17 protein-coding genes are annotated in these 26,091 nt (G+C 41.4%); 12 read left to right on the top strand and 5 right to left on the bottom strand.

Translation table 11 applies throughout. The annotated features are described in order from the left end of the window. Nucleotides 1-39: 39 nt before the first annotated feature. Both DXD68_RS01250 and DXD68_RS01245 read left to right on the top strand, forming a co-directional pair. Nucleotides 40-1,017, top strand: a complete 978-nt coding sequence (locus DXD68_RS01250) for a CDP-alcohol phosphatidyltransferase family protein (protein WP_122360485.1) — start codon at nt 40-42, stop codon at nt 1,015-1,017. Nucleotides 1,018-1,120: 103 nt separating this feature from the next. Continuing rightward, a complete protein-coding gene (locus DXD68_RS01245; protein WP_122359950.1) occupies nt 1,121-3,676 on the top strand; it encodes a DUF5686 and carboxypeptidase-like regulatory domain-containing protein in 2,556 nt (851 codons plus the stop codon). Nucleotides 3,677-3,760: 84 nt separating this feature from the next. Here DXD68_RS01245 and DXD68_RS01240 read toward each other — a convergent pair whose 3' ends face one another. After that, the gene (locus tag DXD68_RS01240; RefSeq protein ID WP_122359949.1) at nt 3,761-4,507 is read right to left on the bottom strand and encodes a NigD-like protein; all 747 of its coding nucleotides are present in this window, start codon (nt 4,505-4,507) and stop codon (nt 3,761-3,763) included. 213 nt (nt 4,508-4,720) lie between these two features. Between DXD68_RS01240 and DXD68_RS24190 the strand changes: the two genes are divergently transcribed. Then, nucleotides 4,721-4,879 (top strand): hypothetical protein, encoded by a 159-nt coding sequence (locus DXD68_RS24190; protein ID WP_199715342.1) that lies wholly within the window; start codon nt 4,721-4,723, stop codon nt 4,877-4,879. A 586-nt stretch (nt 4,880-5,465) separates the two neighbouring features. On the opposite strand, the gene DXD68_RS01235 is transcribed toward DXD68_RS24190, so the two are convergent. Both DXD68_RS01235 and gyrA read right to left on the bottom strand, forming a co-directional pair. Beyond that, entirely contained in the window at nt 5,466-6,686 is a 1,221-nt protein-coding gene (locus tag DXD68_RS01235; RefSeq protein ID WP_122359948.1) for a tetratricopeptide repeat protein, read from the bottom strand. Nucleotides 6,687-6,726: 40 nt separating this feature from the next. Further along, nucleotides 6,727-9,306 carry a DNA gyrase subunit A gene (gene gyrA, locus DXD68_RS01230; protein WP_122359947.1) on the bottom strand — a complete coding sequence of 860 codons (2,580 nt, stop codon included), beginning with the start codon at nt 9,304-9,306 and terminating at the stop codon, nt 6,727-6,729. Nucleotides 9,307-9,685: 379 nt separating this feature from the next. Between gyrA and DXD68_RS01225 the strand changes: the two genes are divergently transcribed. From DXD68_RS01225 to DXD68_RS01200, 6 genes are all read left to right on the top strand, one after another. Continuing rightward, nucleotides 9,686-12,247 (top strand): ATP-dependent Clp protease ATP-binding subunit, encoded by a 2,562-nt coding sequence (locus DXD68_RS01225; RefSeq protein WP_122359946.1) that lies wholly within the window; start codon nt 9,686-9,688, stop codon nt 12,245-12,247. 109 nt (nt 12,248-12,356) lie between these two features. Next, nucleotides 12,357-14,408: a molecular chaperone HtpG gene (htpG, locus tag DXD68_RS01220; protein ID WP_122359945.1), complete on the top strand. Its 2,052-nt coding sequence runs from the start codon at nt 12,357-12,359 to the stop codon at nt 14,406-14,408. A 127-nt stretch (nt 14,409-14,535) separates the two neighbouring features. After that, the gene (locus DXD68_RS01215; protein ID WP_122359944.1) at nt 14,536-15,111 is read left to right on the top strand and encodes a hypothetical protein; all 576 of its coding nucleotides are present in this window, start codon (nt 14,536-14,538) and stop codon (nt 15,109-15,111) included. Then, nucleotides 15,098-15,454, top strand: coding sequence for an IS66 family insertion sequence element accessory protein TnpB (gene tnpB, locus DXD68_RS01210; RefSeq protein WP_122359943.1), 357 nt, complete (start codon nt 15,098-15,100; stop codon nt 15,452-15,454). Before DXD68_RS01215 ends, tnpB begins: the two co-directional genes overlap by 14 nt. A 78-nt stretch (nt 15,455-15,532) precedes the next feature. Further along, entirely contained in the window at nt 15,533-16,405 is an 873-nt protein-coding gene (locus DXD68_RS01205) for an IS66 family transposase (RefSeq protein WP_122359942.1), read from the top strand. Next, a complete protein-coding gene (locus DXD68_RS01200; RefSeq protein ID WP_122359941.1) occupies nt 16,374-17,105 on the top strand; it encodes an IS66 family transposase in 732 nt (243 codons plus the stop codon). Before DXD68_RS01205 ends, DXD68_RS01200 begins: the two co-directional genes overlap by 32 nt. Before the next feature lie 125 nt (nt 17,106-17,230). On the opposite strand, the gene DXD68_RS01195 is transcribed toward DXD68_RS01200, so the two are convergent. Next, entirely contained in the window at nt 17,231-18,406 is a 1,176-nt protein-coding gene (locus DXD68_RS01195) for a vWA domain-containing protein (protein ID WP_122359940.1), read from the bottom strand. A gap of 153 nt (nt 18,407-18,559) precedes the next feature. Here DXD68_RS01195 and DXD68_RS01190 point away from each other — a divergent pair, with 153 nt between their 5' ends. The 3 genes from DXD68_RS01190 to DXD68_RS01180 all read left to right on the top strand — a co-directional run bounded on the left by DXD68_RS01190 (nt 18,560) and on the right by DXD68_RS01180 (nt 25,123). Then, complete coding sequence (locus DXD68_RS01190; protein WP_122359939.1) at nt 18,560-20,257, top strand: histidine kinase; 1,698 nt, start codon at nt 18,560-18,562, stop codon at nt 20,255-20,257. Nucleotides 20,258-20,364: 107 nt separating this feature from the next. After that, a complete protein-coding gene (locus DXD68_RS01185; protein ID WP_122359938.1) occupies nt 20,365-24,225 on the top strand; it encodes a TIM-barrel domain-containing protein in 3,861 nt (1,286 codons plus the stop codon). Between the two features lie 136 nt (nt 24,226-24,361). Then, the gene (locus DXD68_RS01180) at nt 24,362-25,123 is read left to right on the top strand and encodes a LytR/AlgR family response regulator transcription factor (protein WP_122359937.1); all 762 of its coding nucleotides are present in this window, start codon (nt 24,362-24,364) and stop codon (nt 25,121-25,123) included. Here DXD68_RS01180 and DXD68_RS01175 read toward each other — a convergent pair whose 3' ends face one another. Next, nucleotides 25,124-25,969 carry a helix-turn-helix domain-containing protein gene (locus DXD68_RS01175; protein ID WP_199715340.1) on the bottom strand — a complete coding sequence of 282 codons (846 nt, stop codon included), beginning with the start codon at nt 25,967-25,969 and terminating at the stop codon, nt 25,124-25,126. It abuts the gene before it with no gap. Nucleotides 25,970-26,091: the final 122 nt, after the last annotated feature.

The following is a 26,091-nucleotide window of genomic DNA, read 5'->3' as shown; positions in this document are numbered from 1 at the left end:
GATATTGTAATAAATAATGAATCAAAATCGAATAAATTTATGACAGAAAATGTCAAATCCACTTATAAGTCCAATGATACAGAAGAATGGCTCGATACCGTTTGGACACGTCCCATAGGTTATCAATGGGCACTTTTCTTCAAACGACTGGATATTCACCCAAATACAGTAACAGTTCTTTCAATGATCATCGGTGCAGGATCTGCTTTCTTCTTTGCACAAGGTTCTTACCGAACAGAGGGAATGAATGGATTATTGTGTAATGTAATAGCCATATTATTATTGGCCTGGGCTAACTTCTACGACAGTGCAGACGGGCAATTGGCCCGTATGACGGGAAAGAAAACCCAACTCGGACGGATTCTCGACGGAGCTGCCAGTGAGGTATGGTTTATTCCTATCTATCTTGGTCTCGTCTATCGGTTCTATATTCATCACGAACTTGAGTTTAGCCTTTTGGGTATTGAGAACAATCAACAGAATACGCTGATCATTACATTGATACTCTTTGTATTGGCGCTGTACTCCGGTTTTGGTTGCCACAGCCGTCAATGTGGGCTTGCCGACTATTATCGGCAGATCCACCTCTTTTTCCTAAAAGGGGAGTCAGGTAGCGAACTTGATAGCTCGATCCAGCAGCAAAAAATATACAATGAAACACCCTGGAAGGGAAACTTACTTTGGAAAGTATTTCTAAAAACCTATGTAGGTTATACCAAAAATCAGGAAATACGAACTCCGAACTTTCAATTGTTGATGGAAAAGCTTCGTGAAAAATATGGAACAACAGAGAATATTCCACAATCTTTCCGTGACAAGTTTCGCTCACTTTCACTACCGATGATGAAATGGACTAACATTCTTACGTTCAATACTCGCGCCATCGTATTATATATTACTTGCTTGATTGATTTACCATGGATTTACTTCTTTTTTGAGATTGTCATAATGACAGCGATCTATTATCACATGCGTTTCAAACATGAAAAATTCTGCAAAGAACTATGTTCTCAATAGAATATTATACGCGTATTTCGGGACACTCGATAAAAAAGAGACTGTCGTACTTTTGTAATGTTTTGTTTAGGGGTAAAGTAGAAATTGATGATAGGATGTTGTAATGGGAAAAAAGATTGTTTTTTTGCTGATATCCTTGTTCTTCGTCTGGGAAATAAATGCTCAGAATACGACAATAAAGGGTATCGTAATCGATTCAATTACTGGAGAAGGACTACCTTATGTCTCTCTCATATTCAAGGGTACGACTATAGGAACAGCTACCGATGGTGATGGGAATTTTTCATTCTCAACTGTAATTTCAGCTCGGATACTGGAAGTATCGTATCTGGGATATGACCCGAAAGAGGTGAAAATTGCTTTGGGAAAAACAAATGACTTAAAAATACAATTGGCTCCGAACGGAATTATATTGAATGAAGTGGTTATCAAACCCCAAAAGGAAAGATACAGTAAAAAAGAAAATCCGGCTGTCGAATTTGTGAAGCAGGTGATTGCTTTGCGGGAAAGCAATAATCCTCGCAATCATGACTATTTCCGGTACGACCAGTATGAAAAAATGATCTTTGCAATGAATGATTATACTCCAAAACCTAAAAAGAACGGTAAGACTGGAAAATTTGATTTTCTGATTGATTTTATTGACACGTTGGATATAGGTACGACTATTCTTCCTGTTTCTGAAAAAGAAAAAGTCGGAACGGTTTATTATCGCAAAAATCCGAAGTCAGAGAAATTTATTGTGAAAGGTAACAAATCATCCGGAGTAGATGAAGTTTTTTCCCGCGACGGTATTCAGCAATTTCTGAATGAAGTGTTCCGGGAAGTCGATATTTTCAAAAATGATATACCTTTATTTCTGCAGAGATTTGTAAGTCCGCTTTCTACGATTGGACCGAACTATTATAAATACTATTTACTCGATACACTGGATGTGAGCGGGCAAAAATGCGTGGATCTGGGTTTTGTACCCTTCAATTCAGAAACATTTGGTTTTACCGGTCATCTTTACGTGACACTTGATTCTACCTTTTTTGTTCAGAAAGCAATATTCAATGTGCCTAAAGACATCAACCTGAATTTTGTATCCAGAATGACAATCGAGCAGGCTTTCGAACGTGTACCGGATGGTACTCGTATTATCACAAAAGACGATATCAGTGTGAACTTTAAGTTAAATGAGAAAACTAAGGGAATGTATGCACGACGGTTGAATATTTACAGCAATCAATCCTTTGAGGAACCTGATGCTGAACAGGCCCGGATCTTTAAAGAAAGTGCACCTGTTATAACCTTGAAAGAAGCATATCAGCAGCCAGAAGATTTTTGGACAGACAACCGACCTGATGAAGCAGCTAAGAAAAATCCAAACTCGGTGAAAAATTTGATGGCGAAACTTCGTTCTGTTCCAGTTTTTTATGTAACAGAAAAAGTTGTTTCGACACTAGTGTCTGGCTATATCGCAACAAATAAAGACCCAATGAAAAGCAAATTCGAATTTGGTCCAATGAATACAACAATCAGTGGTAATTCTATTGAAGGTGCCCGTTTTCGTGTAGGAGGAACAACGACACCGGCATTCAACAAAAATTTATTTTTCGATGGTTACATGGCATATGGAACAAAAGACAAGAAGCTGAAATACAATGCTCTTGTAGAATATTCATTCAATGATCGTAAGGAGTTCCGCAAAGAATTTCCATTGAACTCAATCCGTTTTGAATATATGTACGATATCAATAAATTAGGACAACAATATATGTATACAAGTAAAGATAACATCCTTTTGTCAATAAGACGTCAAAAGGATACACGGGCTACGTATCTCCGTCAAGCTGAGTTGACTTATTCTTATGAACATTACAATGGCCTGTCATATAATACAATTGTACGCAACCGTCGTGAATATGCCACAGAATATGCTGTTTTCGATCGTATCAACACAGACGGAACCATCAGCTCTCTTAGACATTACGATATGACTGAACTGGAACTGAAGTTTCGTTATGCTAGAAATGAAAAGTTTTATCAGACACGCAACAATCGTATTCCAATTACATACGATGCTCTAATTTTTAATTTCAGCCATGTGATGGCCAAAAAAGACCTGCTAGGCTCAGCTTATGATTATCATCGTACAGATATTGGTGTTCAGAAACGTTTATGGTTCTCGGCTTTCGGTTATCTCGATATTATAACCAAAGCAGGAAAAGTGTGGACCAAAGTTCCATATCCGTTATTGATCCTGCCGAATGCCAATCTATCCTATACTATTCAGCCGGAAGCCTATACGAATATGAATGCGATGGAATTCATCAATGATGAGTATGCATCCTGGGATTTAACATATTATATGAATGGAAATCTCCTGAACCGTCTTCCCCTTATCAAGAAGTTAAAAGCAAGAGAAGTCTTTGCTTTTCGCGGTTTGTGGGGACATCTGACAGATAAGAATAATCCTGCGAAAGGGAGGGAGGGACTGTATCTTTTCCCTTATGGTTCTTATACATTGGGCAAAACTCCTTATATGGAAGCTAGTGTAGGTGTTGAAAATATCTTTCAGTTCCTTCGTATTGATTATGTATGGCGTTTGAATTATCGTGATCATCCAGGTATTCAAACAAAAGGAGTTCGCTGTACAATGAGACTGTCGTTCTGAATCTTTCATAATCATAATAGTTCCGTAAAAGAAAAAGGCATCCGTATTGCAGATGCCTTTTTTCTATACCATAGTGAGAAAAAGTTATTTCAGATTCAAAACACTTCTTTCTTCACCAATTCCAGACTTGTTGGAAGGAGTTGACTTACGTGTACAATAATCGAACTCTGCAGATTTTTCTCCGCTAAATGATTTCCATTTTAATTTCAGTTTAACGGTTTTACCTTGTGTGTCAGGCAGACTGTCCAGTTTGAACGCGACTAATCCATCACCTTCAGCACCGTAAACATCTCCATAAGCATTGTGGCGGAATTCTACCTCATAAGGATTAGCAGGATCCTGGTTTACCAATAAATTTACGAAATGAGCCTTATTACGATCTCCCCATAATGTTCTGAAACAAAGTGTCAGATAACCATCTTCTGCTATTGTCACCCAATCTTTAATCATTTCAACAGGATCAGCTCCATATACAGAGTCATTATCGACTCCCAAATCCGGAGCAGTTTGCTTAGTTAATATACTGTCTATCCAATTGATATGAACAGCTTTGCTATAACCTTCGCTAGGTTCGTTCACTTCACTGAAATTAACTAATGCTCTAACTTCCTTATTCCCAAAAGGAGAGGAGGTTATATTTGCAGGTAGCAAGGTTGTTGTGTCATCCAATTGCAGGAAAAATGAATTATCACTAACCGGCTTCACTGTCACTAGTGCGTTTGGAATCATATATCCATAATGATAGTCATCATTATCATCTAAACATGACTGAAAAGTCAGAGAAGTAAACAAAACGCCTGTGGCCATTAAAAATAATCTCAACGTCTTCATAGCTTATATCACTAAATTATTAATTGTTTATATGAAAGAAGATGGATAAGAGTTTGAAAATGCTGCAAAGAAGATTGATAAAATATATTAATAGCTCAATTAAAAACATTGTAGCTCTTGATTAAAGAAAATCTCTAAATAATTAAGGAAGATGATAGGGGTATTTTCTTTTTTTCTGTCTTATGTATGAAGTTGAATTTAAAAAGGAGAAAAATGGAAACAACAAAAAGAGAAAATCAAGTACCTATGTTGTGGTATTGGAGTGTTCCTGAAAACGGCATGGATATAGAAGATTGTGAGATGATAGCAAAGGAAAACCTTGTTAATTGTCAGATTAACAGGTATAGGGATATGCATATCGCATTTATTTAAAAACGAACAAATACAACGCAAAAAGGCATATGTCGTATCTTACCTGATACGACATATGCCTTTTTAGCTTTTATTAGCATACGGAAGCAAAACATATATAAATGACATTTTGTTATAATAGCGTATAAAATATAGTTCTTTGACGAAAATAGTTCTGTATATATGCTTGAAATAAGCAGGAAAAAATAACAGAAAATTAGTTAGTAGTCAGAACTAAATAAACCTTATCATTGTTATAATGATACACAGAGCTTAGAAGAAAGATTCTGTAATAATTATGTTAGTAGTATTTGTTTTTTCATATAAGTAGAGTTTGTTATTTGTTTGGTCCGTATGTAACTGTGAAGTTATATACGGATTTTTTATATAGTATAATTCGTTGTTTTACACTTTATCAATATAATATACTTTCACTACTACTTTTTATAATCACCATTATGTTTAATAGAAATATTTGAAATCTCTATCTCTTGCCTATTTTCTTGAATTTGAAACGCATGGAAAATACGATAGTCTGGAGATACACGGACAAAAAAATAGCCGTCTCGATTGTGAGACGGCTATTTTTTATATAATAAAATGATTATTATTTGTTCATTTCAGCTTCGATAGCTTCCAGTTCCGGACCCATGTTCAGATTATAATAGATACCTCTTAAAGCAATCATATATTCTGATTCATCAGGTTTTAATTCGTGAGCTTTCTGAAAATAAGGAAGAGCTTTTTTGAAAAGATCTTTAGCTACAGCTAATTCTTCCTGATATTTCTTACTATCATTGATCATATTAGCCTCACCTTGTTTGTTTACACCCTGGTTGTAATATACACGACCTAAGCTAGACAAAGATTCAGCTGATTCCGGATTGATTTCCAATGCTTTCTTGAAGAATTCTTCAGCCTTTGCATAATCTTTCAAACCTGTTTCATAAACGATACCCATCACATGATAAAGCTGTCCGTTCTCCGGATTCTTAGCAATAGCTGTTGTCAGATTTTCGATAGCCTTTTCATTCTGACCTGAACGAACATATGTATCGATCAAACTCATCAGATAAAAGTCTTCATTCGGAAATTTTACCAAACCTTCTTCCAATGTTTTTATGTGATTTACAGAATCACCTGCCTGTTGATATTCATAAGCCAGATACTGATAAACATCATTCTGTCTGAAATCTGTGTCTTTAGCACGGCTCAAAGCTTTGATAGCTGTAGGAGAATCACCCAGCTGAGTTGCAGCTACAGCAGCATAGAACTGAACTGTCATGAAAGTAGAGTCTTTCTCTGCAGTCTGAGTTCCTTCAAACATGGGTAATTCAGAGATTTCCAGATACTGATTAAAGAAATCATAAGCTTTCTTATAATCTTTCTGATCGAAATAGTAAGCACCACCGTTGAAATAATATACATGATCAGCACTCAAGATACTCTTGATGTCTTTTGTATATTTAGGTTTGATTTTACCTTTTTCATTAGGTAATTGATCCAGTTCGTAAGCTTTCTTGAAATAAGGAAGGATAGCGATCAATGCATCATACATAACCGGTTCGTTCGGCTGCTGTCCCAAAATCTGTTTTGTTCTTTCTGCACTAAACTGCTGATCTTCGATAAAACCTGCAACATACCATGTTTGAGCATCATCCTTTGATTCAGGATTTTCCATGGCTCCTTTGATTAAGGCTCTTGCTTCAGTAAAGTCAGCCTTGTCTCCTTTTGCAATACCCTGTGCTTCTTTAACGGCTTTCTTTTGAGCGAAAGAGGCAGAAGATGCTGCAACACATAATGCAACTGTTAACAATAATCGTTTCATTGTGATAGTAATTTGAGATTAATATTTCTATTTGTTTAAATTATTCATTTGTTGTCTCTTCAGTATCATTTGCGATATCTTCAGATCCTCCAAACCCGGTTAATTTTTCATTATTCTCATTCTGAGCATCCAGTTCAGCGTTTTCGTCATCCACCTCCTGCTCATCCGGTTCGGATAATACCTTACATACCGAGGCTATTTCATCGTTACGTTTACCTAAGTTGATCAGGCGTACACCTTGCGTTGCACGTCCGATAACGTTCAAGTCGGTAACTTTCATACGAATAGCAATACCGGACTTGTTGATGATCATGATATCATTTTCTACTGTAACATTTTTAATGGCAACAAGTTTACCTGTCTTATCTGTAATGTTGAGCGTCTTAACACCTTTACCGCCACGGTTCGTCATACGGTAATCTTCCACAACCGAACGTTTTCCGTAACCCTGCTCAGAAACAACTAATACCGTATCGGCTTCCTTGTCTTTGATACATACCATTCCTACAACTTCATCGGCAGGATCGTCATCCAATGTCATACCCCTTACTCCGGATGCTGTACGTCCCATTACACGAACAGCACTTTCATGGAAACGTATAGCACGTCCATTACGGTTTGCAATCAGCACTTCATTATTGCCGTTTGTCAAACAAACTTCGATCAAGCCGTCGTCTTCACGCAATGTGATGGCGTTTACACCATTCTGGCGCGGACGTGAATATGCTTCAAGCAATGTTTTCTTGATAACACCTTTCTTGGTACAGAACAACAGATAATGTGAATTGATAAATTCGGTATCAGTTGTCAGTTTCTTTACACGGATAAAAGCATTTACTTTATCATCCGGTTCGATATTCAATAAATTCTGGATAGCTCTACCCTTCGCATTCTTAGCTCCTTCAGGTATTTCGTATACTTTCAGCCAATAACATTTACCTTTTGCCGTAAATATCAGCAAGGTTGCATGCATGGATGCCGGATAGATATATTCTACGAAGTCTTCGTCACGTGTTACCGATCCCTTTGCTCCTACTCCGCCACGTCCCTGGGCACGGAATTCGCTCAGTGGCGTACGCTTGATGTATCCCATGTGAGAAATGGTGATGATCATTTCATCATCCGCATAGAAATCTTCCGGATTCAGTTCTTCGGAAGCATATACGATATCCGTTTTACGCTCATCGCCAAACTTTTCTTTTACTTCTTCCAGTTCTCCTTTGATAACGTCCATACGAACATCCTCGTTTTCAAGAATTTCTTTTAAACGGGCGATCAACTTCTCTATTTCTTCGTATTCCGCACGCAGTTTATCCTGTTCCAGTCCGGTCAACTGGCGAAGTCTCATTTCAACAATGGCACGTGCCTGAATATCAGACAGCGAGAAACGTTCCATCAAACGTTCGATAGCCTCATTCGGGCTTTTCGATGATTTGATGATAGCGATTACTTCGTCGATATTGTCTGAGGCAATGATCAAACCTTCCAGGATATGCGCTCTTTCTTCCGCTTTCTTCAGTTCGAAACGTGTACGACGGATAACAACTTCATGCCGATGTTCGATAAAAGCCTTGATCATATCTTTCAAGTTCAACTGTCTCGGACGACCGTTGACCAAAGCGATATTGTTTACACTGAAAGAAGATTGCAGTGCAGTCAGCTTATACAATTTATTCAGTACAACACCAGAGTTGGCATCACGTTTCACATCGACGACAATACGCATACCGTTACGGTCGGATTCATCGTTCACGTTGGAAATACCGTCAATACGTTTATCGTTTACCAGATCAGCTATATACTTGATCAATTCAGCCTTATTAACAAGATAAGGAATTTCGGTAATAACAATCTTCTCGTGATTGTTTTCTACTTCAATCTCTGCTTTACCACGGAGGATGATACGTCCTCTACCGGTTTCAAAAGCTTCTTTTACGCCGGCATATCCGTAGATCGTTGCACCGGTCGGAAAGTCAGGAGCTTTGATATATTGCATCAATCCTTCTACGTCAATATCTCCACGAGCGTCGATATAGGCAATACATCCGTCAAGTACTTCGGTCAAATTGTGTGTCGGCATATTTGTAGCCATACCAACAGCAATACCCGAACCTCCATTTACCAGCAGATTAGGAATACGGGTCGGCAACACAGTCGGTTCTTTCAGCGTATCATCAAAGTTCAGCTGAAAATCTACTGTATCCTTCTCGATGTCCCGGAGCATTTCCTCGGCAAGCTTACTTAATCTTGCCTCCGTGTAACGCATAGCGGCAGGACTGTCACCGTCCACAGAACCAAAGTTACCTTGTCCATCGACCAATGTATAACGCATAGACCATGTCTGTGCCATACGAACCATTGCGAAATAGACGGACGAGTCGCCATGTGGATGATATTTACCTAAAACTTCACCAACAATTCTCGCAGATTTTTTATAAGGTTTGTCGGATGTATTTCCCAATTCATTCATTCCAAACAAAATACGACGATGAACCGGTTTAAAACCATCCCTAACATCCGGAAGGGCACGTGAAACGATGACAGACATTGAATAGTCAATGTATGCCGATTTCATTTCCTCCTCGATGTTAATCTTAATAATTCTGTCTTGATCAACCATTTAGTTTTATATTAATTACACTCAATATCTCATCTTTTAAAAAGTGCACTAAGGTAAGGCTTTTCCCTGTATCACGAAAGTTTTTATGCTGAAAAAAATGTTTTTATTCCGCATCCGGGGGAAACAGCTCTTTTTTCAAAAAAGTGTTTCATCCTAATGGAACAAGTGTTTCATCTAGGAGAAACAACTGTTTCACCCTAGTGAAACACTATTCTTCTGCCGTACTTTTACCGGATAGACAAGGAGCTTAATAAGGATATTTAAGCACTTTCTTCATTTTTCTTAGGAATAATGGCATGAATTTTGTTAGATATATAGAGAGAGTTTACTAACTTTGTATTCACATACATTATTTATAAAGAGAAGGATTCATTTTAATATGAAAAATAATTATTCGAAAAGGCTTATTGACGTTATAGAATATAGCCGCGAAGAGGCCGCCAGGCTTCAAAACAGCTATATCGGGCCGGAACACTTAATGCTTGGTATCATCCGCGACGGTGAAGGTAAAGCCATGCAGTTATTGCGTGATTTGCATGCCGACGTATTCGATATAAAGAGAAGAATTGAGCAGGAGATCAAAAATACATTTGAGACAGAAGAGGCCGAACTGCATGATATAGCGATCAGTAAGACAACAGAACGTGTTTTACGTATGAGCATGTTGGAATCCCGTTTGTTCAAGACAGACGAGACCGGCACGGAACATTTGTTGTTGGCCATCCTGAAAGAAGAGTTCAACGTAGCCGCCAAAGCACTGAGCGAAGCCGGTATAAACTATCGTAACGTATACAACAACCTGGTTGGCGGAACCGACATGAACCGCATGGAAGAGCTGGAAGAGATCGACGAGATCAGCGACGGTTACACAGATGATGAAGACGACGAAGATGAAGACTTCTCTTCCCGCAAAGAGTCTCCCCGCTCCTCTTCCGGAACCGGAGCCGCACAACCGAAGTCGCCAAACGATACACCTGTACTGGACAATTTCGGTACAGATATGACACGTGCTGCTGCCGAGAATAGGTTGGACCCGATCGTCGGTCGTGAAAAAGAGATCGAACGTCTGGCACAGATATTAAGCCGTCGTAAAAAGAACAATCCGGTACTGATCGGTGAACCGGGAGTTGGTAAATCTGCTATCGTAGAAGGACTTGCCCTACGTATTATCCAGCGAAAGGTATCACGGGTATTGTTCGACAAGCGCGTGATCAGCCTGGACATGGCTTCTATCGTAGCCGGAACAAAATACCGCGGACAGTTTGAGGAACGCATCAAAGCCATCCTGAACGAACTTTCGAAGAACCCGAACATCATCCTGTTCATCGATGAGATCCATACGATCGTAGGTGCAGGATCGGCTTCCGGCTCTATGGATGCGGCCAACATGCTGAAACCGGCCCTGGCACGTGGTGAAATACAATGTATCGGCGCTACGACTTTGGATGAGTATCGTAAGAACATCGAGAAAGACGGAGCTTTGGAACGTCGTTTCCAAAAGGTGATCGTCGACCCGACAACAGCCGAAGAGACATTGCAGATATTGAAAAATATTAAACCGCGTTACGAAGAACATCACAATGTGATCTATACTGACGAAGCCCTCGATGCTTGTGTAAAGCTGACAGAGCGCTATATCAGCGACCGTAACTTCCCGGATAAAGCGATCGACGCCCTGGATGAGGCAGGTTCTCGCGTACATATATCTAATATCACCGTTCCGAAAAGCATCGAAGAACTGGAAGCAAAGATAGAAGATACAAAAACAGAAAAACTGGCAGCCGTGAAGTCTCAGAATTTCGAACTGGCCGCAAGTTTCCGTGATAAAGAGCGTCAATATCTGCTGCAGTTGGAAGCCGCAAAAGCCAAATGGGAACAGGAATTGCAGGAGCACCGCGAAACAGTGGATGAAGACAAAGTTGCCGAAGTAGTAGCCATGATGTCAGGCGTTCCCGTTCAGCGTATCGCTAAAGCTGAAAACCTGAAACTGCTGGAAATGGCAGAGAACCTGAAAAAGCAGGTAGTCGGCCAGGACGATGCCGTTCAGAAGATCGTAAAAGCGATCCAGCGTAACCGTGTCGGTCTGAAAGATCCGAACAAGCCGATCGGTACCTTTATGTTCTTAGGTCCGACAGGTGTAGGTAAAACTCACCTTGCCAAGAAGTTAGCAGAATACCTGTTTGACTCGGCAGATGCTTTGGTTCGTATCGACATGAGTGAATATCTTGAAAAGTTCGCGGTTTCCCGCCTGATCGGTGCACCTCCGGGATACGTAGGTTATGAAGAAGGTGGTCAGTTAACAGAAAAAGTTCGTCGTAAACCCTACTCTGTCGTATTGCTGGATGAGATCGAAAAAGCGCATCCCGATGTATTCAACCTGTTGTTGCAGGTACTCGACGAAGGTCGCTTGACTGACAGTCTTGGCAGACGGATCGACTTTAAGAACACTATTCTGATCATGACTTCCAATATCGGAACACGTCAGTTGAAAGACTTCGGTCGTGGTGTCGGATTCAGTTCGCAGGCTGCCGGTGAACCGGATAAGGATTTCTCACGCAGCGTAATTCAGAAAGCGTTGAACAAGGCGTTCGCTCCGGAATTCTTGAATCGTGTCGACGACATCATCATGTTCGACCAGCTTGATAAAGATGCAATCCACAAGATCATCGATATTGAGTTACAGGGACTTTACAAACGTGTTTGTGGTCTGGGTTACGAATTGGTTCTTACCGATGAGGCAAAAGACTTCATCGCAACGAAAGGCTACGATGTACAGTTCGGTGCCCGTCCACTGAAACGTGCTATCCAGAAATACCTGGAAGATGAAATGGCAGAACTGATCATCCGTGCTTCTGTAGGTGAAGGCGACAAGATCGTTGTAGACTTCAACAAAGAAGAACAGAAAATAGTAACATCCGTAGAAAAGAAGGAACAGGAATAAGCCGTTTCTTCCGGTAATAAAGTCAAAATGTCAGATAGAACCTATCTGGCATTTTTTTTGTTTATATCGTAACGTCAAACGAATAGTATAACATAAAAATATAAATAAAATGGCTAAACAAGGAAACATAGGTGTTACAAGCGAGAACATCTTCCCTATCATTAAAAAGTTTTTGTATAGTGACCACGAAATCTTTCTTCGTGAATTAGTGTCAAATGCTGTCGATGCTACTCAGAAATTAAAAACACTGGCATCTGTCGGAGAATTCAAAGGCGAGCTGGGAGATTTGGCAGTCCATGTAAGTTTCGACGACAAGATCATCAAGATTTCCGACCGTGGTATCGGTATGACCGCTGAAGAGATCGACAAATATATTAACCAGATTGCTTTCTCTGGTGCTGAAGAGTTCGTAGAGAAATACAAGAATGATGCAGCAGCTATCATCGGACATTTCGGTCTGGGTTTCTATTCTTCTTTCATGGTTTCAAAGAAAGTGGAGATTGTCACCAAATCTTATAAAGAAGGTGCTGTTCCTATGAAATGGAGTTGCGACGGTACACCTGAGTATACATTGGAAGAAACACAAAAAGACGATCGCGGAACAGATATCATCCTGTATATCGATGATGAAAACAAAGACTTCCTGAATAAAGACAAGATCAACGGCTTGCTGACAAAATACTGCCGGTTCCTTCCGGTTCCTATTGCATTCGGTAAAAAACAGGAATGGAAAGACGGTAAATATGTCGATACTGACGAAGACAATATCATTAACGAGATCACACCGGCATGGGTTCGCAAACCGACCGATATGACCGATGAAGATTATAAGAAATTCTACCGTGACCTTTATCCTATGTCAGAAGAACCTCTGTTCTGGATTCATCTGAATGTAGACTATCCGTTCAACCTGACAGGTATCCTGTATTTCCCGCGTATCAAGAGCAATCTCGACCTGCATCGCAATAAGATACAGCTCTACAGTAACCAGGTGTTCGTAACCGACTCCGTAGAAGGTATCGTTCCTGAGTTCCTGACACTGTTGCATGGTGTACTTGATTCTCCGGACATTCCTCTGAACGTTTCCCGTTCTTATCTGCAGAGCGATCAGAATGTGAAGAAGATATCCAACCACATCACCAAGAAGGTGGCCGACCGCCTGGAAGAAATCTTCAAGAACGACCGTCCTCAGTTTGAAGAAAAATGGGATAGTCTGAAGTTATTCATCCAGTATGGTATGTTGAGCGACGAAAAGTTCTATGACCGTGCTGCCAAATTTGCTCTTCTGAAAGACGTGGACGGCAAATACTACACATTCGAAGAATACAAAGCACTGGTTGAAACGAATCAGACGGACAAGGACGGCAACCTGATCTACCTGTACACAACGAATGTAAACGACCAGTACAGTTATATCCAGGCTGCTAAAGATAAAGCATACAGCGTATTGATCATGGACGGTCAGCTGGATGTGCATGCCATCAGCCAGATGGAACAGAAGTTTGAAAAGACTCGTTTCGTCCGTGTAGACAGCGATACGATCGACAATCTGATCCGTAAAGAGAATGTTGGTCAGGTAACATTGGATGAAGATCAGAAGAATGCCTTGCAGGAAATGTTCAAGAGTCAGTTGCCGAAGATAGAAAAGACAGACTTTATCGTTACTTTCGAAGCATTGGGTGAAAATTCAAATCCTGTCATGCTGACACAGAGCGAATATATGCGCCGTATGCGTGAAATGTCTGCTATGCAGCCGGGTATGTCATTCTATGGCGAAATGCCTGACAACTACAACCTGGTACTGAATACGGATCACGAACTGGTTAAGAAAGTACTTTCGGACGAAGAACAGAACTGTGAAGAAAGGCTGAAACCGATCCTGGCAGATCTGAAAGGTTGGAAAGCTCGTCAATCAGATCTTCGTGATGCTCAAAACAACAAGAAAGAAGAAGAGATCACTTCTGAAGAAAAAGAAGACATGACGAATACGAATCATAAGATCGACGAACTGGTTTCACAGCGTAATGCCATCCTGGCCGAATATGCTGCTGGCAACAAGTTGGTCAGCCAGTTGATCGACCTGGCTCTGCTCGCCAACGGCATGCTGAAAGGCGAGGCATTAAGCCAGTTTATCAAACGTAGCGTCCAGTTGATCGGATAAGTTCATCCTTTTTAACTGAAACGTCACAAAAAAGATAAAAGCCTTGCAGTTTGTAATGTATAACCATCCGCGATAGCGTATTGTAGCCTGCCTGTAGAAATATTAACCTTGCCATAAAAATAAAATTATGGATAAAGTTAAACTCTACAGGCAGGTTTTTTCTGCTTTTAAAGAACTATGTGCTTCAGGAAAGCAACCAGGTTCATTTAGTGATTATTGTCGGGAACATGGGGTGTCTCAATGTCAAATGCCAATTGTTCTCAAGGGTGAATTCCAACAGGTACAAACTATTACAGGATATAGAAGACTAACAGGGAAAGGCCTCCTTTACTCTCAAATTTACGATGATTTTAAAGAACTGTGTGCTGAAGGAAAACAACCGGGAACATTCCAAAGTTTTTGTGACAAACATGGAGTAACCCGTAAGCAAATACACAATTATCTTAACTCCCACAAACTAAAGGTTGTCGGTTTGCCCGGATACTCGGAACCGATAGGGCATAAACGAGAACAATACCAGGAAGTACCTTTTGAAGACATTATCTTTGATGAAGCAGGTTTTCTTCCCTCCACCCTTGACCGTGTTATAACAGTGAAAGTGGATGGACACGTAACTGTCAGTTTTCCCTCTGACACAGATATTGATGTTATAGCAAAGTTTGCCGACAGGACAAGAAAGGAGGCAGGTTATGTGGGGGCTTGAACAGGGTTTGCGATTATGGGTATGCCCATCTCCGGTATCAATGCGTTATGGTATACGCGGACTGACACAAAAGGTGTGGTCATGGAAAGGCCATTCACCTGCCTCGGGTGATGTTTATGTGTTTTTCTCACGTGACCGCAAGACCATGAAGGCTTTAAGATGGGATGGCGATGGATTTTTAATGTACACTAAAAGATTGTCGCAAGGGCATTTCAGAGAAGTCGCCAAAAAAGATGATACGAGTGTTCGCCGGCTTCAGTGGGACGATTTTTATATGTTGATGAGAGGTCTGACGCCTGTAAAGGTTACAGTCGAAAGTCGCTTCAGAATGGCCGTTAAATAGTATTTAATGTATTGACAATCAGCAATAATAACACCTATTAAAGTTGCCTGTATCAGATATTTTTCATATCTTTAGAGTATGAAAAAAGATGAACTGATAGAACTGTTACAACGCCAAATCGACTTTCTTCAAGGGAAGTTAGATGTGGCACTGAGTTCTGTCAGTTCGCTTACTTTAGCAAATGAAAAACTGATTGCAACCGTAGAAGAACTGCGCAAACAGATAATCTCGCTGGAGGATGTGGTCAAAGGAAAAGGTGCAGAACTAAGCAAAGAGAAGGCTGCACGTAAAGCGGTGCAGCGTTTACAAGGTTCATCCTCTGAAATGCAGGCAAAACCGATAGAAGCTGTTGCCGGGCAGACAGAGCAGAAGCCTCAAAGAAAACGGACTAATAATGGTGCTAAAAGAAAAACTCATCCGGAGTGTAAGGTTGAAATTATCGAGGTTGAGCCTGACACTCCTGACTTCAGAGCTGAGTTGGCTACATTTATCGGAACATGTGAGGTGGTACGGTATGAAATGATACCAACACGCTTTATCAAGAAAATATACAAGATAAAGAAGTATGTTCAGGATGACAAGGTCTTCAAAGGAATGGCACCTGTAGCGCCTCTTTTCAACTCTCAGTATACGGCATCTTTTATAGCCGGACTCGCGGAACTGCGCTATCTACATGGAATGCCACTTGAGAATGCAGTCGAATACTTCCGTGCACACGGCTTTGATCTTGACAAGGGTACCGCACAGAAACTTGTCAGCAAGACAAAGGTGCAACTGGAAAATCTGTATAAGGCTCTTGCTAAAGCCATACTTGATGACAATTATATCTGTGGTGATGAAACATATCAAAAAGTGCGACTTCAGGTAGCTACTCCATCGGGAAAGAAAATCAAAAAAGGATATATGGGTATTCGTCGGTATGACCACAGGTCTTGTTTTCTTCTTTTATGATGACGGCTCACGCAGTGCTGAGGTGTTTGAACGCCAGATTAAGGGCTTCAAAGGAGCCTTTCAATGCGATTATTACTCTGGCTATCGCAATATCGGCATCGGTGAGATGACCGGAATAAAACGACTGCCATGTCTTCAGCATATAAAGCGCAAGTTTCTTGATATAAAGGATAATAGTCAAGCTCAGGAAATAGCAAAACTCTTTGGTTTGCTGTATCACTTTGAGCACATGCATCGCATCGGTAAAGATGGATGGACAGAGAACACACACATTCAGTGGAGACAGCGATACTCAAAGGTGATACTTGAGAAAATCTACATGAGGCTAATTGCTGTAAAAGACCGTACTGGCATACCACCCGATGACCCTTTGCTCGCAGCTACTAATCACGCTCTTAAACAATGGCATGAGATACCGTTGATTTTTGCATCACCGACATATCGACTTGACAACAATGAAGTGGAGCGGATCAATCGCTACATATCCCTGACGCGCCGCAGGCTTACAATAGGCTCCCACACAGGAGCCGAAGCTGCCGCATTGTATCACTCGTTGGCAATAACATGTCACCGATGTGGAGTTTATGTGTTTGATTACTTCTGTGACATCATTGACAAATGTGCTGCATGGGCACCAAACACTCCCATAGAAAAATATCGCGATTTACTGCCTGATCGTTGGATACATACGCAAAAATAGCCGTCCAAATAAACTGGACGGCTATTTTTTATTGCCTTATCTGCTATCGCGGATGGTTATACATCAGAAACTGCAAGGCTTTTCTATTATAAACTAAAGTCTTTATTCCAAATAGGCAAAGGGTATTATTCAGCCGTATATCCTTTTATTTTTGCTACGGCAAGAACAGATTCCGTAATAGCCTTTCCCAGATCATCCCCTTTGTTTTCTCCTTCCTTTTTCAGTTGTTCATCTATATAAATCTGACGTTTAACAGCCAATTCATTGATTTCTTTCTGAATTAAAGTTCTCTCCTCCTCTTTCTGCTTGATGAATGTTTTCAGTTCTTCCGGAGATTTGTTCCGTAATTCCTCTGGTAACTCCTCTTTTTTTATACGTGACAAAGCATCTTTGTCTTCTTTCACCTTATCGACCAGGTCCCAGGAAGTGTTTTTATAAACAGCTTTGGATTTACTGACAGCCCGTTCCGTATAGTTGGCAGAAGAAATAGAACCGGCATTTCTATCCTGAACGGTCTGATTCATTTTACGTTCTTTTCCAACTATACCATAACCGATATACGTGTCATTCAGCTTTTCATTGCATAAAATGATCTGCGGATCGAAAGGTGTTTTGATCGCTCTGACCGTTGCGTTCGCATCTATATTGAAAAACTTGCCATTACCCCTTAATGCTGCATCCTGCCAGAAATCACCTATACCGACATCTTCACTGCCACAATGGATCGTATTAACAAAAATATCTTTTTTAAGTGCATTGGCTATTGCCGTTTTATAGGAAATATTTCCCTGGGTGAACTCTTCATTTCCAGCTATATAGATCAGCTTCATATCATCCTTACTATTCCCCCACTCCAATTCATTCACAGCACGTTGGATAACCGTACCGCAATATTCTTCACTACCGTTGGTCGTCAAAGCAAACAGCTCTTTCGAGATCAGATCAAGATCCGCTGTCAAAGGAGTGATCCGGCGTATATAATCGCCATCGTACCGTTTATAACTACCATATTCGTACAACGCAATTTCAATATCCGGCGCTTCACCATTATATTTCAGCGTGGTGAGTGTATTCACGATATTCCACAAACGGGACTTAGCCTGTTCAATCAATCCCTGCATGCTGCCGGAAGTATCCAACAGGATAGCCACTTGTATTTTTGTCTTTTTGGCAGACACTTCATTTACAACCGGAGTACAGACAGGCTCTGCCGATGCCGTTGTGTTTCTCGCCTCCAACATACAGCCTATGGCCGTTGTCAATGCAGTAAATAAGATGCATAGTAGAATAATTCTTTTCATATTCGGATTTTTTTTAATAGGTTTATGGCTCAAAAATAAGATGTTAGAAATTAAGATTCCGGGAAGAATGGGTGAACCGGCGTTTTGAGTTGGTGAAATATAGGATATAAATGTTTTACATATGCTTACTTTACAATCTCAATAAAACATTCAATGAACAGACTGATCATATATCTGACAATATGGGTACTTGGTAGCCTTTCTGTGACTATAACAGCGCAGGATTCAATACCTTCTGTGTCGAAAAAAAGTACGAAAAGCGCCGTCATGAAACTATCCACTTCGCTTGAAAGTGGTAAATCGGATGAATTGCTAGCAAGTGATTATGAAGAACTGGCAAAGACACTGACCGTACAAGGAGAATATGAAAAAGCGGAAAACTACCTTCTCAATGCCAGAAAACTATATGAAAAGCTGAAAGATAAAGAGAAAATAGCCCGTGCAGACCGGGAGATCGGCCGCATCCAGGAGACATTGGGAAAGATAGATGCCGCCATTCTTAGTTACGCCAGTGCTGCTCATTTATCACGGAATAAAGAGTTCAGGGAGTTGAACAATAATGATGTCAATCGGTTAAAGAATATATCCGATCCGATAGCTCAATCACCTTATATCAAGAGCAATATAAAATTACTGAACGCCTCCAACAAGCCGGAACAGCAGGTGGACCGTGTCGCCGCTTTCCACCAGATGGCAAATGTAAACTTGACCATGAATAATAAGGAAGCCGCCCTAAGCAACTTAAACAGCATATTAGATGAAGTGAAAGACAAACCGGTGGAGACCATCAAAGTCCAACGGGAAATAGCCAAAGTCTATGCCGCCGACAGCCAAAAGGTTAAAGCAATAGCCTCCCTCCAGCAATCCTACGACATGGCATTAAAAGAAGGGCACACCATGGAAGCGAAGAAAAGCCTGGAACAGCTGGTCGATCAATACCGGAAAGACAACCAGCCCCGGAAAGCGCTGGACCTGTATGCCGGCTTTATAGAGAATCTGGAACCGCTGGTCAAGTCGGACAGCACACTGATCGATCAGAAATTCTTCCAGGCACACGAGGCACGGATCGCCCAGTTGGAGAAGGAACGTATTCTTAAAGATGAACTAATCAGAAAGAAAAACACATTCAACTATGTCCTGATCGGTTCGATTGTCTTGATCCTTGTCTTTCTCATATTCACGGTAAAAGCCTGGTATTCCATTCGCCAAAAAAACAAAAAGATCGCCCTTCAGTCGTTACGCCGTGAGATGAATCCCCATTTCATCTTCAACAGCCTGAATAGTGTAAATCAGTTCATAGCCCAGAACAATGAGCTGGAAGCAAACAAATACCTTTCCTCCTATTCCCGCTTGATGCGAAACATACTGGAAAACTCTAACAAAGATTTCACCCCTCTTTCGACGGAACTGGAACAGTTGAAAGAATACCTGGACCTGGAACACATGCGTTTCAGCGATAAGTTTGTCTATGAAATAGACGTGGACGAATCGCTCGACCCCGATCATATTTCCATTCCTAATATGCTGATACAACCGCAATTGGAAAATGCAGTATGGCACGGGCTACGCTATAAGGAATCCGGCGGATTATTACGCCTGTCCGTCAAATCGGAAAGCAACAGTCTTTGTGTCAAAATTGAAGACAACGGCATCGGCTTGAAAAAAAGTAACGAACTTAAAACCCGTCATCAGAAAGAACATCATTCACGCGGGCTGACCAATACCCGCGAACGGATCAACCTGTTGAATAGTTTGTACAATATGCACATAACAATCGAAATAACCGAAAAAGAAAACAGTGAAAACGGCACCGGTGTAATCGTCCTGCTTCGCTTCCCCCTTATTGTCTGATTGCATCTTTTATTTTTATTATTCGATATATTTATTATTTTTTGCTCATGAAAATAATAACCAGTAAGTTTGTTGCTTAAATCATTTATTCGTTAAAACAGACAAACATGAATGACACTATTAGAAAAATGAAGCAAAAGAAAGTGCTCATACTCGCTCTTGCCTTTCCTTTGTTTTCACCATTACCCATGCAGGCCATGCAAAAAGCCGATAATGTATGTATGGAAATGCAGCAGGGTAAAACAATTGTCGGTGTAAAACAGATCAATCCCACGACAGTAGAAGTTCTGTTCTCCGACAATCAGAGAGTAACCTATGATTTTTACGGGGAAAACATCTTCAGAATGTTTCAGGATGTCAACGGCGGAATCCTCCGTGACCCGGAAGCCAAACCGGAAGCACAGATCCTGGTCGACAACCCCAGAAGAAACCTCTCTCCACTGACGCTGAAAGAAGATAACAACACTATTTCTATCAGCACTAATAAGATAAGACTGGAACTGGATAAAAGCACCTCCCTGCTGAAAGTAATCAATCTGGTTACTGACAAAGTAGCATTCGAGGAAGTAAAACCGGTTCTCTATGACAAAGGAAAAACAATCCTTACCTTGAAAGAAAATCCGGGTGAATACTTTTATGGCGGCGGTGTGCAGAACGGACGTTTCTCTCACAAAGGAAAAGCGATAGCCATCGAAAATCAGAACAGCTGGACAGACGGCGGAGTTGCCTCTCCTACTCCTTATTACTGGTCAACCAACGGTTACGGTTTCATGTGGTATACTTTCAAACAAGGTAAATATGATTTTGGTGCAGCTGAAAAAGGCAGCGTAATACTTTCTCATGATACCGATTATCTGGACGCATTCTGTATGGTCAGCGATGGTGCAGTGCCTCTGCTGAACGACTTCTACCAGCTGACAGGTAATCCCGTCTTATTGCCGAAGTTCGGTTTCTACCAGGGACATCTGAATGCCTACAACCGCGACTATTGGGTGGAAGACGAAAAGGGAATCCTGTTCGAAGACGGTAAACGTTATAAAGAAAGTCAAAAAGATAACGGCGGTATCAAAGAATCATTGAACGGAGAAAAGAATAACTACCAGTTCTCCGCCCGTGCCGTGATCGACCGCTATAAAAATCAGGATATGCCGCTTGGCTGGTTGTTACCTAACGACGGTTACGGTGCCGGATACGGACAGACGGAAACCCTGGACGGAAATATTCAAAACCTGAAGAGCCTGGCTGATTATGCCCATAAGAACGGTGTGGAAATCGGACTCTGGACACAATCGGACTTGCATCCGAAACCAGAAGTCAGTGCCCTGCTGCAGCGCGATATCGTAAAAGAGGTTCGTGATGCCGGTGTCCGTGTACTGAAAACAGACGTGGCATGGGTTGGTGCCGGTTATTCATTCGGCCTGAATGGTGTAGCCGATGTAGGCCACATCATGCCTTATTACGGAAATGACGCCCGTCCTTTCATTATCTCTTTGGACGGCTGGGCCGGAACACAACGATATGCCGGTATCTGGTCGGGCGACCAGACAGGCGGCCAGTGGGAATATATCCGCTTCCATATCCCGACATACATCGGTTCCGGATTGTCCGGGCAACCGAATATCACATCTGATATGGACGGTATCTTCGGTGGCAAAAACCTGGCGATGAATACCCGCGATTTCCAGTGGAAGACATGGACACCAATGGAGTTAAACATGGACGGCTGGGGGGCTAACGAGAAATATCCGCATGCCCTCGGCGAACCGGCTACCTCCATCAACCGCTGGTATCTGAAACTGAAGTCCGAACTGATGCCTTACGCCTACAGTATCGCTAAAGAAGCGGTGGACGGTAAGCCGATGATCCGTGCAATGTTCCTTGAATATCCGAATCCTTATACGTATGGTAAGGCAACAGAATACCAGTTCATGTACGGACCGTACTTCCTGGTGGCTCCTATCTACCAGGAAACACAGGCTGACGAGAAAGGAAATGATATCCGCGACGGAATCTATCTGCCGGAAGGTACCTGGGTTGACTATTTCACCGGAGAAAAATATGCAGGCAACTGTGTGATCAATAACTTCGCTTCTCCACTGTGGAAACTGCCGGTATTTGTAAAAAGCGGTGCTATCATCCCGATGACAAACCCGAACAACAACGTGGCGGAAATCAATAAGAATCTGCGTATCTACGAAATCTATCCGGATGGTTACAGTTCATTTACCGAATATGACGATGATGGTATCACACAGGCCTATCTGAAAGGTGAAGGTGTAACGACACTGATCGAATCGGAAGTGGGTAATAAGAATAACGTAACTGTCACGATCCAGCCGGCTACTGGATACTTCAACGGCTTTGTAAAAGATAAAGCGACAGAGCTGCGTTTCAATGTTTCCGAAATGCCGAAAAAAGTCGCAGCAAAAGTAGGCAAAGACAAAGTAAAACTGACAGAAGCCCGTTCTATGGACGAATATCTGAAAGGTGAAAACGTTTATTTCTACGACGCTACTCCTAACTTGAACAAGTTCGCCACGAAAGGAAGCGATTTTGAAAAGGTTACGATTACCAAAAATCCTCAGTTGCTGGTTAAACTAGCCGCCACGGATATTACGGAAAATACGACAACAGTTACTTTCGAAGGTTATAAATTCGATATGGGTGACAGCCACCGTGTTTCAACCGGAACCCTGACCGCTCCTACTGCACAGGTAACAGAAGAAAACAGGGAAGCCTACACATTGAAACCGACCTGGAACAAAGTGACAGGTGCTGACTTCTACGAAATCGAGTTCAACGATATGCTGTATACGACTATCAAGAATACAGAACTATTGTTTGACGGACTGAATGCTGAAACAGATTACACATTCAAGATCCGTTCAGTTAACAAAGACGGTTATTCTGACTGGGCTTCTTTCGGTGTAAAGACAAAATCCAACCCGCTTGAATTTGCCATTAAGGGTATCCGCGGTGAAGTGACGGCAGAAGAGCAGGACGGCTTTGAAATATTCCGTCTGTTCGACTTTGCAGAACTGGGTGATATGTTCCATACGAAATATCGCAAGAATGCTATACCGTTCGATATGATCATCGACCTGCGTACAGTCAACCAACTGGATAAGTTCCATTATCTGTCCCGTCAGGACGGCGGCAACGGTACTATGCTGAGAGGCTTCGTTTCTTATAGTATGGATAAAGAAAACTGGACACCGGTCGACTCCTTCAAGTTTGAACGCAACGGCGATGTGAAGATTTTCGAATTCAAGGATAAACCGAAAGCACGCTACATCAAGCTAAATATAACGGAAGGTGTAGGCAATTACGGTTCAGGACGCGAATTGTATGTATTCAAAGTTCCGGGAACAGAAAGCTATCTGCCGGGTGATATCAACAACGACAAGAAGATCGACAGCAACGACTTGACTTCTTACATGAACTATACCGGTCTGCGCAAAGGCGACAGCGATTTCGATTATGTAAGTGCAGGCGATATCAACCAGAACGGTTTGATCGATGCATATGATATTTCGGTTGTCGCAACCCAGCTGGATGGCGGTATCGAAGAACAGGGAACGGAAAAAGTAGCCGGTACAATCGAACTCAGTACTCCGAAACAGAACTACAACAAAGACGAAATCGTTGAAATAAAGGTAAAAGGTACAGATTTGAAAGCTGTCAACGCATTAAGCTTCGCTTTACCTTACGACCAGCAGGATTACGAATTTATCGGCGTAGAACCGCTAAACCTGAAAGCGATGGAAAACCTGACTTACGACCGTTTGCATACCAGCGGCCAAAAAGCCCTGTATCCTACTTTCGTCAATCTAGGCGACAAGGAAACACTGGAAGGCACTTCCGACTTGTTCATTCTGAAGCTGAAAGCAAAACGTAAAGTCAAATTTAACCTGAAAGCCATCGACGGCATACTGGTCGACCAGGACTTAAATATGTGCAAATTCTAAACGATTTTAGATAAAACATCCCAATCCCTTGTCTCAGACATTTGTGCTGAGACAAGGGATTTTTTATGACTGATTATATTATCTTTGCCTGAGTAAAATCAGTTAAATTGTTGAATGATCGATATAGAATGCTGATATGGAAATGCTGCAAAAAATAAGAAGTGTAATCGTTGAAGACGAATCGGCTGCCCGTGAAGCACTGAAAAACTACCTGACAAAATATTGTCCGGCTGTCGAAGTGATCGGTGAAGCCCACGATTGTAAATCAGCCGTTCCTCTACTCCACGAGCTGGAACCTCAATTGGTTTTTCTTGATGTTGAAATGCCCTACGGCAACGCGTTCGATGTGCTGGAAGGTTGCAGGGATTTGTATTTCGAAACAATCTTCGTCACAGCTTTTTCCGAATATTCACTTCGCGCACTCAATCAGAGTGCCGCCTACTATCTGCTGAAACCTGTCAGCATCGAAGAACTGATACTCGCCGTAAACAAGGTGCAGCAACATATCATAAACAGAGAGATATTCAACCGGAACAAGATCCTGGTCGAAAACCTGCATGAACCTAAACCGGAAAAACGCCAGGTCATACTTCCTACCCTCGAAGGTTTTGAAGTGATCCGGATGGAAGATATTATCCGGTTACAGGGAAACGGAAACTTTACCGATATCTATTTGAAAGACAAAAGTAAGAAGATGGTTTGCCGTTTCCTGAAATACTTCAGTGAAATACTCCCGTTCCCGTTTGTCCGTGTACACAAATCGCATATTATCAATTTTCATTGCATCAAATCTTATCATAAAAGCTCTGGTGGCTATGTCGTGCTGGACGATAATACGGAAATAGAAGTTTCTACCAGTTACAAAGATGATTTCCTCCGGTTACTAAAGTCCCAATGACTAACTATTACGATACTCCTGGGGAGTCATGCCCGTATGCCGCTTGAAATACCGGTTGAAGAAAGACATATTGTTGAACCCTAACGAGAAAGCAATCTCCTTGATGGGAAGTTCGGTCGATTTGAGTTGTGCCTTGATATCCATCAGTACGATCGCCGTTATAATGCCCAAAGCCGTTTTTCCTGTTTCTTTCTTGATAGTCGAACAGAAGTGTGAAACAGTAACCCCGAGTTGCTCCGCATAAAAAGCGACATTGCGCTGTGTTGTATAATGCGACATGACTAGTTTGATAAACTCCCGGCACATCTCTTTGCTTCGTGTGCGCAACTGGTTCTTCCATTTCCCGTGGTTCTTGTATAACTCGGCTGTCCCCTGTATGAAAATGGTAAATACGGATTTGATAATATCTTTATTTTCCAGCGTACAAGGAAAAGAATAAGCATGGATCAAAGGCTTGAACAAATCCATATATAATTGGCAAATATCTTCCGACAAACAGATAACAGGCTCTTCCGCCAGCATGGGAAGTAACCGGATAGTCGTTAAGATCAGATTATTGTTATCCATAAACTCCTGTGAAAAGCAGGCAAAAAAGAAACGGGCATCCGCCGATACCTCATTGATCTGCACAAAGCAATCAGGGGTTAATGTGACGAAATCGTATTCTTTTATTTTATGTTCGGATAAGTTGATAGTGACTTTCACAGAGCCTTTAACGCATAGAGCAAAGAGCGCAGCTTTCATTTTGCATGAGAAATGCACGTAACGATTCAGCATATCTCCGGAGATATTGTCACCAGCAATAAAATCCGTAGGAATGTCAAATATTTGTATGTTTGCTCCCATATTGTACCGATTAATGATTTTCAAAGATAGTATATTTGATTTTTCTACAATAATAATCGCAAAAACAGAACATATAAACCCAATAATAGGAATTGACCATTCTTTTCAAATCCGTGTACTTT

Source organism: Parabacteroides sp. TM07-1AC, assembly GCF_003480915.1.
GTDB lineage: Bacteria > Bacteroidota > Bacteroidia > Bacteroidales > Tannerellaceae > Parabacteroides > Parabacteroides chongii.
The sequence above is the reverse complement of the archived record's forward strand: the minus strand, read 5'-3'. Positions and strand labels throughout refer to the sequence as shown.